This is a genomic window from Lacinutrix venerupis, from assembly GCF_003663945.1.
GTDB classification, from domain to species: Bacteria; Bacteroidota; Bacteroidia; order Flavobacteriales; family Flavobacteriaceae; genus Lacinutrix; species Lacinutrix venerupis.
In genome coordinates this window covers 122,690-136,288 of record NZ_RCCH01000002.1, presented here as the reverse complement: position 1 = coordinate 136,288, position 13,599 = coordinate 122,690, and the positions used below count along the sequence as shown (strand labels likewise).

Annotated in this window: 15 protein-coding genes; 10 read left to right on the top strand and 5 right to left on the bottom strand. The window is 31.1% G+C overall.

Going from position 1 to position 13,599, the window contains the following annotated elements:
- Positions 1–66: 66 nt before the first annotated feature.
- From CLV86_RS03400 to CLV86_RS03385, 4 genes are all read right to left on the bottom strand, one after another.
- Positions 67–2,574 (bottom strand): PorP/SprF family type IX secretion system membrane protein, encoded by a 2,508-nt coding sequence (locus tag CLV86_RS03400; RefSeq protein WP_121049663.1) that lies wholly within the window; start codon positions 2,572–2,574, stop codon positions 67–69.
- A gap of 1 nt (position 2,575) precedes the next feature.
- Positions 2,576–4,039 carry a T9SS type B sorting domain-containing protein gene (locus CLV86_RS03395; protein WP_121049658.1) on the bottom strand — a complete coding sequence of 488 codons (1,464 nt, stop codon included), beginning with the start codon at positions 4,037–4,039 and terminating at the stop codon, positions 2,576–2,578.
- A gap of 73 nt (positions 4,040–4,112) precedes the next feature.
- Positions 4,113–5,411, bottom strand: coding sequence for a hypothetical protein (locus tag CLV86_RS03390; RefSeq protein ID WP_121049655.1), 1,299 nt, complete (start codon positions 5,409–5,411; stop codon positions 4,113–4,115).
- A gap of 185 nt (positions 5,412–5,596) precedes the next feature.
- Positions 5,597–6,049 (bottom strand): hypothetical protein, encoded by a 453-nt coding sequence (locus CLV86_RS03385; RefSeq protein ID WP_076734430.1) that lies wholly within the window; start codon positions 6,047–6,049, stop codon positions 5,597–5,599.
- A gap of 430 nt (positions 6,050–6,479) precedes the next feature.
- Between CLV86_RS03385 and CLV86_RS14405 the strand changes: the two genes are divergently transcribed.
- The 3 genes from CLV86_RS14405 to CLV86_RS14345 all read left to right on the top strand — a co-directional run bounded on the left by CLV86_RS14405 (position 6,480) and on the right by CLV86_RS14345 (position 7,462).
- A complete protein-coding gene (locus CLV86_RS14405; protein WP_282956975.1) occupies positions 6,480–6,605 on the top strand; it encodes a hypothetical protein in 126 nt (41 codons plus the stop codon).
- A gap of 112 nt (positions 6,606–6,717) precedes the next feature.
- On the top strand, positions 6,718–7,152 hold the full coding sequence (locus CLV86_RS14350; protein ID WP_249037446.1) for an aspartate/glutamate racemase family protein: 435 nt from the start codon (positions 6,718–6,720) through the stop codon (positions 7,150–7,152).
- 145 nt (positions 7,153–7,297) lie between these two features.
- Entirely contained in the window at positions 7,298–7,462 is a 165-nt protein-coding gene (locus tag CLV86_RS14345) for a hypothetical protein (RefSeq protein ID WP_249037445.1), read from the top strand.
- On the opposite strand, the gene CLV86_RS03375 is transcribed toward CLV86_RS14345, so the two are convergent.
- Positions 7,459–7,800: a winged helix-turn-helix transcriptional regulator gene (locus tag CLV86_RS03375; RefSeq protein ID WP_121049650.1), complete on the bottom strand. Its 342-nt coding sequence runs from the start codon at positions 7,798–7,800 to the stop codon at positions 7,459–7,461. The two genes, CLV86_RS14345 and CLV86_RS03375, sit on opposite strands and share 4 nt — an antisense overlap.
- Positions 7,801–8,040: 240 nt before the next feature.
- On the opposite strand from CLV86_RS03375, the gene nfsB reads away from it, so the two are divergent.
- From nfsB to CLV86_RS03340, 7 genes are all read left to right on the top strand, one after another.
- A complete protein-coding gene (nfsB, locus tag CLV86_RS03370; RefSeq protein ID WP_121050234.1) occupies positions 8,041–8,700 on the top strand; it encodes an oxygen-insensitive NAD(P)H nitroreductase in 660 nt (219 codons plus the stop codon).
- Between the two features lie 26 nt (positions 8,701–8,726).
- Entirely contained in the window at positions 8,727–9,569 is an 843-nt protein-coding gene (locus CLV86_RS03365; protein WP_121049647.1) for a DUF4437 domain-containing protein, read from the top strand.
- Positions 9,570–9,670: 101 nt separating this feature from the next.
- Entirely contained in the window at positions 9,671–10,534 is an 864-nt protein-coding gene (locus CLV86_RS03360) for an AraC family transcriptional regulator (protein WP_121049644.1), read from the top strand.
- A 128-nt stretch (positions 10,535–10,662) separates the two neighbouring features.
- Positions 10,663–10,800, top strand: a complete 138-nt coding sequence (locus CLV86_RS14340) for a hypothetical protein (protein WP_249037444.1) — start codon at positions 10,663–10,665, stop codon at positions 10,798–10,800.
- 51 nt (positions 10,801–10,851) lie between these two features.
- Positions 10,852–11,628, top strand: coding sequence for a 2OG-Fe(II) oxygenase (locus tag CLV86_RS03355; protein WP_249037443.1), 777 nt, complete (start codon positions 10,852–10,854; stop codon positions 11,626–11,628).
- 317 nt (positions 11,629–11,945) lie between these two features.
- Positions 11,946–12,446 carry a GbsR/MarR family transcriptional regulator gene (locus tag CLV86_RS03345; RefSeq protein WP_394333221.1) on the top strand — a complete coding sequence of 167 codons (501 nt, stop codon included), beginning with the start codon at positions 11,946–11,948 and terminating at the stop codon, positions 12,444–12,446.
- Positions 12,447–12,457: 11 nt separating this feature from the next.
- Complete coding sequence (locus CLV86_RS03340; protein WP_121049641.1) at positions 12,458–13,591, top strand: efflux RND transporter periplasmic adaptor subunit; 1,134 nt, start codon at positions 12,458–12,460, stop codon at positions 13,589–13,591.
- The last annotated feature ends 8 nt before the right edge of the window (positions 13,592–13,599 follow it).

Sequence of the window (13,599 nt, the reverse complement as noted above, 5' to 3'; positions counted from 1 at the left end):
TTTTTTCTGTTTTTGGAACAATTTTATTTTTATCTATTAGGCATTGCTAAAAACAAAATATTATTATTAGTTTTCTATTTTCACGATTGACATTTGTTGGTTATATAAGTTAGTCCCTTTAGCGTTTAAGGATTGATTAGCGTCTTGAATATTATCGAATTTTTTATGATAGATGTAATATTTACTAGAATTTACATCGTAGAAAAAATTCACGTTTTTTTCTCCAGACTGTACTACTTTAGTTAAAAAGTCATCACGTTTACTAACGTCACTATGTACAGCGATTACGAGGTAATATCCGCTTTCTTCTTTATTTATGTTTTTAAGAATTTGGATATTATCACTTTGTTTTGTTCCAAAATCGAAATCATCTTGAGTAAGTTGTTCTTGACTTGAAACGGTATTGTTTTTAATGTTTTGTAATGCAGCTCTATCTTGTACGTAGCGCTCATCATCATTATCGAACGAAGCTCGTTTAATTCGTCTTCTACGTTCGTATTCTGTAGATACATTAATATCTTTTAATTCGGTATTTAATTGGTTTTTTGCTTGTATTGCTTTGTTTTGTTCTTGTTCTAATCTCTCTATAGTTTTTTTATAGTATAGGTTTACATTTTCTAATGTTATAATGTTTTCTTCTTGATTTTCATTGTATAAATCTTTTAGTTTTTTAATTTCTTCATTTCGATTTTTAATAACAGTTTCTAACGCATCTTTAATTCTATTTAAATTGTTGTTTTCTTCTGTAATGCTTTTAAATGGCTTTGGTTTAACAGTAAGACCTTGTTCGCTTAAATCGTTTTCTTCCTTTAAATCTTTTAAATCTTGATCTTTAATTTTTACAATTTCATCAAACTGTTTTAGTAATTGATTTTGTGTGGTTTTTGATGCTTCTGCTTGTTGTGTTATTGCTAGCATTTCTTTTCCTAACTTCTCTGTTGGGTTTAAAATAGCATCATCTAAAACTTCAGTTTCTTTTGTAGCTTGTGTTTCAGCTTTTACTTGCTGTTCTGCTAATAGTTTAGCTTGAGCATTTGCTTCGGCTTTAGCTTGTTGTTCTGCTAATAGTTTAACTTGAGCATCGGCTTCAGCTTTAGCTTGTTGTTCAGCTAATAATTTAGCTTGTTCCTCAGCTTCGGCTTTAGCTTGTTGTTCTGCTAATAGTTTAGCTTGAGCATCTGCTTCGGCTTTAGCTTGTTGTTCTGCTAATAGTTTAGCTTGTGCATCGGCTTCAGCTTTAGCTTGTTGTTCTGCTAATAATTTAGCTTGAGCATCTGCTTCGGCTTTAGCTTGTTGTTCAGCTAATAGTTTAGCTTGAGCATCTGCTTCAGCTTTAGCTTGTTGTTCTGCTAATAATTTAGCTTGTGCATCGGCTTCAGCTTTAACTTGTTGTTCTGCTAATAATTTAGCTTGTGCATCTGCTTCAGCTTTAGCTTGTTGTTCAGCTAATAATTTAGCTTGAGCATCTGCTTCAGTTTTTGCTTTTTGTTCTGCTAGTAGTTTAGCTTGCGCATCAGTTTCAGCTTTTGTTTTTTGTTCTGCAACAACTTTTGCATTATTAGCTTTCCTTTTTCTTGCAGCAGTTCTTCTACGTTTATTATTGTTTCCTGAAATTAAACTGCTTACTTCGTCGCCACTACTATATTCATATCTTTCGGTGTTTTTAAATCTATAAGCTATAGATATTTCGTGAGATGAACCAAAATCTGTTAAATCACCAAAAGGCTTTTCGAAGTTATACTCGATAGCAATTTGTGGAGAAATATTTAAACCAAGTCCGCCAGAAGCTCCATAAACAGTATTGTAACCAATTTGTGCCCAAATACCTTTTGGAACCGTAAGCATTGCGATACCTGAAATAATAGTTTCGTCTTTTCTAAATTCTGATTTTACTAAACCAGAAAATTTACTTTCGTCAAAAAAACCACGTGAAGATAAATAACCAGTATACATAATATGTCCTTGAATGGCTTGCTCTGGATTATCTTCTATAAGAGCAGATGAGTTAAAATTATATGATACTATATTGTTTAATGAAACTCCAAAATCAAAAAATCCAGTTCCGTAATTAATTGCTGGATTTACGGTAAGTATAAAGTTTTCTGGAATGTTTTCTAATGAAGGATCAATAAAATTGGTTACAACTTCACCATCGTTTAAACCACTTTTATATGCACCTATGTTTAAACCAAATGTAAGGTTGCTATCTCTTTGTAATCTAGCATTGTATGCAAAATTTAAAATACCTCCAAAGGTAGTAAGTACTCCATAATTTTGTTGAAAAACGCCTAAACCAGCACCTATATTTTCTCCAAAACGACCGGAGTAACTAGCTAAATAGGTTAGTGGTGCGTTTTCAAATTGTGTCCATTCTCTTTTGTTAGATATGCTTATATATTTATTTTGTTCTCTAACAAAACTAAATGTTGGGTTTATTGTGAATCTATTAAATGTTAATGAGTTTCTTATAGGAATATTAAGTGCAACAACACCATCATCTACTACTTCTTCTTGAGAAATTAATAGCTGTATAGAACAGATACATAATACTAAAACGAGAAATAGTGTTTTCATATTATTTGATGATTGTTATTGAGCCTTTTTTAACCTCATTATCTTGTGTTGTTATTATGTAATAAAACACTTGATTTACGTTTGTAAGTTTTAAATCGTTTTCTGGCCAATTGTTTAAATAGTCTTTTGTTTGTAATACTATTTTACCACGATTGTCCATTATTAAAACTTCGGTATTTGTTCCTGTTACATATTTTGTAGGTAAGGTCCAGGTGTCGTTTATTGTATCTCCATTAGGACTAATAAGGTTAGGGATTTTTTCTACATCTGGAAATGGATCAAAAGCTTCATTAATTGTAAATGTAAATGATCTAGAGCCTTCGCAACCTGAAGTTTCTGTGATAATTACTGTGTAGTTTCCAAAATTTGATGCATTAAAACTATTTCCTGTCGCTTCTGGAATTAATGTGTTGTCTAAAAACCATTCGAATGCTGGACTCGTTGCTGTAGAAGTAATTGTAATGTTTAGTGTTTCTCCTTCTTCAATTGTATTGGTTTCTTCTACATTAATAGAGGCTTCAAAAAGTTCGCTTATTAAATCTATAACTCCCGAAACCGAGCAATCGCCTAAATCTACTTGTACGGCATAGATACCAGATTCTGTAGTTTCATACATTTGATTTGTTGCTTCTGGAATACTAACACCATCTTTAAACCATTGGTAACTATTTCCATTTATAGCACTCAAAACAGTAGGACCTTGATCTGGACAAAATGGATTGCCTAAGCTAGATGAAATTCCTGCAGTTGTTTCTCCAGAAGTTACTTCGGTTATAGTTACTCTGTTTGAAAATGAATTAGAGGTACATGAGCCATAATCTGTTTCTACAAAATATGTGCCTTCTTGGTTAACAGAAAGTGTTGCGCCATTAGATACAAATACAGATGTGGTTGGGCTAGTTTCTTTATACCAACTATATGTTAATGAAGGATAGTTTAATGGTGAATTATTATTTCCTGTTCCTGGATTATCTATAGATAATAAATAACTACCGCCAGCACAATAAGCACCAGTTGATACTAAATTATTAATAGTAAATGGAGCATCTTGAATTTTATAGTAAGCAGCAAAAGAAGCAGATCCAGAACTTGTAGCTACTGGTGCTGTACTTTTTATTCTAATTCTATAATTTTCGCCAGCTGTTGTAGTTGGTATTGAAAAATTTAATGTTGCTGGAGATGTTGTTACACTTCCTGCAGTAGAGGTGTATATTGTTGTTGCATTAGAAAAATCACCATTTTCGTTAGATAATTCTATTAAAAATTGATTGGAAGCATTTAAACCAGTTTCAGGAGAAAAAACAAATGTAGTAGAGAAATTATTAAATTCTGTATTTGCGCATGCTTGAGTGAAACCTAAATTAGGAGTTCCTATTACTATTTGTGAGTTTATTTTTTCTTGGGAAGTAAGAATAAAAAAACATAGTAATAAATACAGTTGTTGTTTTGTTTTGTTGGTATACATTTTTGTAGCTTTCTATCCTATAGGCAATTATGTTGTTTTTTAGCGAAATTTTAGTTTAGGATTTTATGGTGTTTTAATCGTCTCTAGAAGCTACAATTTGATTTATTCTTAATCTGTAATCTGGATTTTTTGCATTGTTTGAATCTATAAAAGTTTCAGAATCTGGCCCTTTAGAGTATACATTATTAAACGCTCTGCTTCCGTACCAATTTTCTAAATCTTCGTTGTTGCTTTTGTTTTTAATAAATATATTTCCATTACAGTTGTTAAAATACGTTCTTGAGAATACGATTTTATCTAAATTATCACTGTTAATATTTATTTTGTTATCTAGTATTACAGCAGGATTAAATCCGGATATTACACTTTTATCAATTTTGAAAGTTGCTGTTTCTCCTATAAAAATGGCTTCGTTTACCAAGCCAACTTTTATATCGTATTCTAAGTCGTTACTTATATTGTATAGAGTTAAATTTTTAGCATCTACTACCGTTTGGCATTTAGAGAAGTCTGTATTTGGTACTTCATCATGATTTAATACATACAGTGCTCTAGAGGTTTCAGGTCCTGAAACATATGGAGATTTTACAGCTAAAGAGTTTGTAAGATTGCATTGCGATCCATAATTTATTTCATAATCATTATAATTAGATTTATATGATACAAATTGATTTAATGTTAACGAGCCGCCTAAAATTTTAAACGAGCTACCTTGACAATAACTTACCATTACATTATTTAGTTTAGTTGTTCTACCAACACCTGCTAAAGTAAGTGCACTTAAATAACCATACTCTTTTGTTCTTTTACCTGCATATTCAATTCTAACAAAATTTAAAATTCCAGAATCACTATCAAGGTTGTCTCCTCCATAACTAATGTGTTTAGCGTCTAATGTTTCTAAGCCATATGCTATTTTTGCATTATTATCTATTATATTGGTTTGTGCATCTCCAAGAATTATTAATCCTCCCCAATCTCCAGGTTTTTTAACGCTTCTATTAGAAGTAAACACAATAGGATCTGTGCTTTTTCCGTCTGCAATTATTTTAGAACCATTAGTAATAGTTAAAGAGCCTTTTGTTTTAAAATCTCCTAAAATTACTGTGCCAGGTTCAATTGTTAATGTCGTGCTATCTGTAACAAAAACATCTCCAACTAAAAGGTAAGTATCACTCTTATATAATTTTGTGTCATTGGCTATATTTCCAGTAAGTATTTTAGTTGCTTTATTGTAAACAACTTTATTTGGTTTAAACTCGGTCCAAGATTTTAACCAGTTTTCATAACCAGTTATTCCTTTTTCTTGCTGAGCAAAAAGAGTGCCTAATGTTGTAAACAAAAGTAAGATGAGTAAGTAGTTTTTTTTCATCACGGTTAAATTTTTTATTATAGATTATTGGGGATAATATATAGTTCAATTTTAATTAAAATAAGTATGAAACACAAATAATATCGATAAAATGCATGAAATTTAAATATGTATATGTATTTTCTTACAGAATCATATGTTATTCATATTTTGTATATGTATTAAGATGAAAAATGTTTTGGCTATTAATCGACTTTAAAATCATTATAAGTATGTAGCGATTTTAAAGTTTCTTCATAAAATAAAATTGCTGCTATTAAGTCTTTAGAATCTGAATATGGTAAAATTGATTTTTGAAACTGAATTGTACTATCAAAATATTCAACTGAAGCTTTTTCATTAGCTTCTAATGCTTTTTTATTTTCCTTAGTTTCAGGAATTCCTAAACTTGACATTGTTACATTTGGTTTGGTAGCAAAGGCAATATTTGGTAAAATATTTACAATAACTTCAATGCGTTCTGTATACAAAGTAAGTAAGTCTCCTTTGGGAATTTTTTTAAGCTCTTCAAGAGAATGATATTTACTAATACTAACTTTACCAGTAATAAGTTTAATTTTTGCTTTTTCTTTTTGTGCATAACCGATACTTAATATCATAAAAAAAATAGCGGTAAAAAGGATGTTTCTTGTTTTCATTGTAATGTCCATTTTAACATATAATTATGACAAAACTATATAAAATATTACACAAAACTATCCTGTTTTTAAATTTTTTTATCGAACAAGTGTTAATTTTATCGGTTTAAATGCATTCTAATTAGATAAAATGCAAAATATAACGTTGTAAAACGTGACATTGAATACGGTGTGTATGTTAGTATTAAATTGGAGAAGCTAAGGTTTGTAGCAATAATAAAAAACTTGTTTATCAAATTTTTTTAAATTACTTGTAGAGGTGAAAAAATATTTACTGTATAAACACCTCTAGAATTCAATTACTTAATTTTGTGTTAAATTAAGAGTTTTACAAAGGCAATTATTGTCAGGTTTGTTTTAAAAATATAAGTTTGCCAACCCAAAAATATATTTTTTTTAAAGTGTTAGATATAACGATTTAATAGCGCCTATGGTTAAAGCTATACAGCAGCAAAATAATGAAATGGAATTGTTAAAAGCTGAAAACAAAGCTTTAAAACAAAAACAGCAAGCTATTGAAAATGAGGTTTTAGAAATAAAAAAAACTATTGCTTAATAAAGATTAATTAGTTTCAAATTTTTAAAAATTTATAATAACATTAAGAAGCATTTTCAATTAAACATCATTAATTTGATCTCTTATTTTTTCAATAACTAAAGAGCGTATTATGACAAATAAAATGATTGGTATAGTTGGTGGTGTAGGTAGTTACGCAGGAATCGACTTAATAAAAAAAGTGTACGATTTAACCGAAGCAACTTCAGATCAAGAGCATTTACCTGTATCTATGCTATCTGTTCCTCATAAAATTATAGATAGAACTAAATATCTTTTAGGCGAAACGCAAACCAATCCTGGTATTGCAATTGCCGAAATTATAGCCTCTTTAATAGCAAGCGGTTCTACCATTATTGGTATTCCTTGTAATACAGCTCACGCCAAACCTATTTTAAGTTTAATTGAAAAAAAGTATTCCAGAATCTTGCGTTTTAGTGAATTTAATAGAGGAAGTTGGTCTTCATATTTCTACAAGGCATCCAGAAATTACCAAAGTCGGAGTTTTAGGAACTACAGGAACCATTTTAGCAAAAGTGTATCCTGAAGTATTATCTAAATATAATATTTAAGTCATTCAACCTTCAGAGGATATCCAAGACCTTTTTGTACATCCTTCAATTTACGATACATCTTACGGTATCAAAGCATTTTCTAATCCTGTAAACGAAAAAGCAAAAGAAAACCTAAGCATGGCAGCAACCTATTTGTCTAGAAAAGGAGCACAAGCAGTAATTTTAGGCTGTACCGAAATTCCGCTAGCCATTCAATACGATAAAATTGAAGATAGTTTAATTATTGATGCAACTACAGTATTAGCAAGAGCATTAATTAGAGAGTCTAAAAAAATGAATTAAAAATTTTTATTTTTATCAGAAACAGCATAAACTCCCCAATCAGCAATAGATTGCACAACAGGAATTAACGTTTTGCCAAAGTCGGTTAATGAATATTCAACTTTTAAAGGCGGTTTAGAGGTGTAAACCTTTCTTTTAACAATGCCATCTTCTTCTAAAGTTTTTAATTGTAAACTTAGTGTACGCTCTGTAACCGTTGGCATTTCTTTTCTTAACTCGTTGTATCTAAGTGTTTTGTTAATTAAATGAAACATAATTACCGTTTTCCATTTTCCGCCAATAATTCCCATGGTTAAACTTGCGCAGCAAGGATATTCTTTTCCATTAAACGTATACATAACGATTTTTTTAGTATTTAATCATTAGCAAAGATAAAACACTATACTATTTTATGCAACTATACTTTTTATAGTAAATTTAACATTTTCCTAAATGTGTTGATATTGTTGCGTTTACACCATTTTAAAGAGTAATAAATTATACTATCATTTTTGACCGTTATTGTTAGTAATACATACTACAGTTACTTTTGCACTATACTTTTTATGGTAAAATCAACTCAAAAAAAACACATACAAATGAATTTAAAAGAAATTTTAAACAGGAGATACACAACTAAGGAATACGATGCAACCAAAAAAATATCTGAAACAGATATGGCTGAAATCAAAAACCTATTAAGAATGAGTCCTTCTAGCGTAAACCTACAACCTTGGCACTTTATAGTTGCAGAAACTACCGAAGGTAAAGCACGCATTGCAAAAGGAACACAAGGTTTTTTCAGTTTTAACGAACCTAAAGTAACTAATGCTTCAGCTGTAGTTTTATTCTGTGTAAAAACAGATGCGGATGATGCATATTACCAACATGTTGCAGATACCGAAGATAAAGACGGAAGATTCCCAAATGAAGATATAAAAAACGGATTCTTAGGTGCTGTAAAAGCTTTTGCAGGTATTCATAAATACGATTTAAAAGACCAACAACATTGGATGGAAAAGCAAGTGTATCTTAACATTGGTAGCTTTTTATTAGGAGTTGCAACTTTAGGAATCGATGCAACACCAATGGAAGGTATTGATGTAAAAGCTTTAGATGAAGAATTCCTTTTAAGAGAAAAAGGATACACATCTTTAGTTGCTGTGTCTTTAGGATATCATGCTGAGTCAGATTTCAATTCAACTGAAAAAACACCAAAATCTAGGTTGCCAGAAAGTGAAATTTTCACTGTAATATAAATACGACTATTTTTAAATATATAGACATGAAAAAAAATATCCTAATCGCAGTAGCATTAGTTGCTGGTATTTTTGCAAACGCACAAACACCAACAACAGACGATATTAAGTCTGTAAACGAAGTAGTAACCGCAGACAACGTAGAATGGGGCTGGTTAAATCCGTTACGAGGCGATAAAAGTCCAGCAGCAGGAAAACTTTGGGGAGACAGAACCAAAAACGAACCAGCGGGTTTCTTAGTAAAATTCAAAAAAGGATTTTCATCACCACCACACATTCACAACATTACATATCGTGGTGTAGTCATTAAAGGCTTATTACATAATGATGATGATGAAAATGCCGAGAAACAATGGCTTCCAGCAGGTTCTTATTGGCAACAACCAGCAGGCGTAGCGCATATTACTGCTGCAGATGATAACGAAAATATAGCGTTTTTAGACATTCAAGAAGGCCCGTATTTGGTAAAACCAACATCAGAAGCCTTTGATAATGGTGAAAGAGCTGTAAATGTTGACAAAACAAATTTGGTTTGGTTAAATGCTAACGACATCCATTGGGATGCTTCAAAAAGTAACGTACAAACCGTTTTTTTATGGGGAAGTCACGAAAAGAATCAATTACGTGCATCGTTAATAAAATTACCAGCTGGATTTAAAGGAAAAATCAAAAACTTAAGCCCTAATTTTAGAGCTGTGGTTATTTCTGGAGGAATTTCACATCAGTTTACTAAAAAAGAAGATAAAAAGGAATTAAATGCACCATCTTATTTTGGAGCTGAGGAAAATTCAACGTCAATCATTTCAGCAGAAAAAGAAACGGTTATTTATATTAGAAGTAACGGAAACTACAAAGTGACTTCAAGATAAGTTGATTAATAGTTGAATCCCTAATTATTGATTAATAGCAGGAAAAAGTCACAGTTTTGTGGCTTTTTCTATTTTATATATTTTGTAACTTTATAAAAAAGATGGCTAGAACGATTATTGAAAACATTGTGATTGCGCAATATAAAAACCAAACTTTTTTTGAGTTTTGCCAGTACACAACCATTCGTTTTTTTGAAATCGTCTATTTCGAAGAAGGTTCAGGAACCATAAAAATTAATGGTAAAACAGTAAATTATACTGCCAATAGCATTTTTATGTTTATTCCAGATGATATTTATATCCTAAATCCAGAAACAGAAACTTCTACAATAGCAATTAAGTTTTTAAAGAGCTTTTTCAGAAATACAAGTTCGCAAAATGAAATATTACCTGTTAACGATTGGTTTCGTAAAATTGAAGAAATCTTAAATAGTGAAAGTCATGAACTTCGCGAAATGCAGTTTGAAACCGAAGCAGATCGTTCGCATTTAGTCGCTTTAGTAAACATGGTAGCAACTGAATATCTGAATAAGCAATCCTTCGACATCTTCATCATTCAAAATTCATTATCCGTTATTTTACATCTTATTGCTCGAAATATTCAATTTATAAATACTTCCGATTCTGTAAAAGAAGTGAAATCGTCTAAAATTCAGCAAATTATAAATTATATTCATTCTAATATTTGTAATTCGGAATTGTTATCTACTAAAAGTTTAGCAGAAGAATTTCATATGGCAGATAATTACATCAGTGAATATTTTAAAAAACATACCGATGTGTCTTTTAAAAAGTACATCATCAACTACAAATTAAAATTGGTAGAAACCAGATTAAAATATACCGATTTGCAATATTCCGAAATTGCTACCGAACTCGGTTTTACAGATTCTAGTCATTTAAACAAAACGTTTCAAATCTATAAAGGCACCAGTTTAAGTGCTTTTAGAGCCAATTTAGCCTAATTTTTTACTAAAACCTCTTTTTTTACTAATACCACTTTGTTTTCTACCAAAGCCGAACATCCGTTTGTGCGTAATTTTGTTATAGATAAAAAATACAATAGCAGTAGCTATACTTAAAACATATAATTATGAAAACAATAGAACATACAAATGCACTTGCAGAAGCTCGTGCTCTAGAAGTACCATCAAGAGAATTATCCTTAAGACGCGATCCATCTGTTTCTCAATTTTGGAATGAAAACCGTAAATTATTAGAAGCTGCTTGAGCAGAATGGGAAATAGAAAACAAAGACGATTTACTAGTTCCTTACGAAACTTTGCTAGACCCACGTTTACGTAAAGCTATTAAAGATGCTTGGGAAAATCCTGAAAAAGAATCTTCTGTTGCCGATTTATGGAAAGAAGTTATACCTGGTGTTTATGTAGCGCAGTTTTTTGATGTAGATCGCTTAGCGGATTTTCGTAATTATTTAGAAGCTGTTGCAAACTCAAGAGTACCAAAACGTGCGCCTTATGGCATACAATTAAACCGATATGGAATGATGCTAGATCCTCGTTCTGAAGGGCATTTGGCAGCACCTAATTTTCAGGCATTTTATAATGATATGATGGACCGTTTTATGCGTCCGATAGCGCGCTTGTTATTGGGAACTTACGGTTATGACAATCAAACTTTTGGGTTTTCAATACAGTACAATCCAGATAAAGACAAGGATTTACACGCACATACCGATGCCTCTGCAGCTACCTTGAATATCAACATTAACTTACCAGATGAAAAGTTTACAGGATCTGAGGTTGATTTTTATGATAAAACTACAGGAAAAACCGTGCAAGCTATTTTTGAGCCAGGAAAAGCCATCATCCATAGAGGTAATGTGCCACACGCAACACACCCAATTACAAGCGGACAACGTAGTAATTTAGTAGTTTGGCTATATGGTGACCGTATGCAAATACCACGTGGCAGTACAAGTAGTTATGGAAATAGTAATAGTGATGACACCATTAAAAATGTTGCTTTAGAAAGTGTTACCGCTCGCCAACGTTGGAGTTTACCTAATGGTCCTAAAGATACCGTTGCACCATTTTAATTACAGCAAGCGTAGTTTATTATATTAGCCATATCTGAAGCAAATAAAAATGAATCAGGTAAGTATTTTGATAATGATAAAGGTAGCTTTAGTAATGCACATCCTGATGCTTATAATGAAGATAAAATTATAGATTTATTGAGGATAACTAAATCGTTGTTGAGTAGTATTTAATACCATAAAATATTGATCAAAAAACATTAACAACATTTTAACTTCGATTGGTTCGGTTTGTTCCGAACTTAAATATATATTTGCATAGAAATTTTATTAGACTATTAATTTTTTGTTGAAAACAACTAAAATAATTAAGACTGATGGACAATATATGTAATGAAAAAATGCGCTTAGTAGAAAAGCTTGGAGTGCATTTAGAAACCAGGGAGCAACTTGCTCCTGTTGCTGCAAGAATTTTAGCATATATAATTCTTACAGGAAAAAAAGGAACCACTTTTGAAGAGATGGTTATTGTATTGTGCGCGAGTAAGAGCACAATTTCTACACACCTTAATCATTTACAAGATTTAAACAAAATAGAGTACTTTACTAAAACTGGTGATAGAAAGAAATATTTTATTATTAATAAAGATTCTGTAATTCAACATATAAATAATTTAATTAAAGAGTGGCAAGAAGTAAGAGAGCTACATGCAGAAATTAAAAATTATAAAAACACAATAAACTTAAATAAAATTGAAAATGATAACGAAAAATTCGATTTAAGTTTTCATGACGATTACATCAAATTTATAGAAGAAGCCTCCGCTTCCATAAATGAGTTAAGAGAAAAATTAGTAAACACAAAATTTGAGATTTAAAACCAAAAAAAATGAAAAATAGAATATTAAATAGCATATCACTACTAAGTATTTTCTTAGTTATTGTAAGTTGTGGAAATAACGAAAAAGCCCAGCCTGCAGCAACAGCAGCTGCTCCTGCACCTTTTCCTGTTACGCAGCTAGAAACAAAAACCGTTACTGGTTTTACAGAATACCCAACAACTATAGAAGGTAAAGTAAACAGTGATGTTAGAGCAAAAACCTCTGGATATATAGAAAAAGTATATGTAGACGAAGGACAAAAAGTGCGTAAAGGACAAGTGCTTTTTAAATTAGAAACGCAATCTTTAAGTCAAGATGCAGGCGCAGCAAAAGCACAAGTAAATGTAGCACAAGTTGAGGTTGATAAACTAATTCCTTTAGTAGAAAAAAATATTATTAGTCCAGTACAATTAGAAACTGCTAAAGCTAATTTAGCTCAAGCAAAAGCTAATTATAGTGGTGTAACAGCAAATATTGGTTATGCGACAATTAAAAGTCCAATAGATGGTTTTGTAGGTGCCATTAATTTTAGAGAAGGTGCTTTAATTAGCCCAAATGATGCAATACCATTAACAACAGTTAGTCAAATAGACGAAGTATACGCCTTTTTTAGTTTTAACGAAGCACAATATATAGATCATTTACAGCGCTCAGAAGGTCAAAACAAAGCAGAGCGTATAAAAAACTCACCAGACTTAACTTTAGTTTTAGCTAATGGTAAAGAATATTCTGAAAAAGGACGTATTCAAACTAGTACAGGACAAATTAATCAAAGTACAGGTACGATTCAAATTAGAGCTGCCTTTAAAAATCCTAACGAAATTTTAACCAATGGAAACAGTGGTAAAATTAAGTTCCCAATTGAATATAAAGACGCTATCGTTGTACCACAAACTGCAACTTTTGAGCAGCAAGGTAATGTTATGATTTACAAGTTAGGAGAAAATAATAAAGTTGAAACTTCAATTTTAAAAATTAAAGGTACAGTAGATAACTTATATGTTGTCGAGTCTGGTTTAAAACCTAGCGACAAAATTGTAGTTTCTGGTATTGGGAAACTAAAAAGCGGTATGGCCATTGCGCCTCAAGAGACCTCTTTTGAAGAAGCAATTAAACCAGTTGCCACTTTATTTAGAAATTAAATAACCAC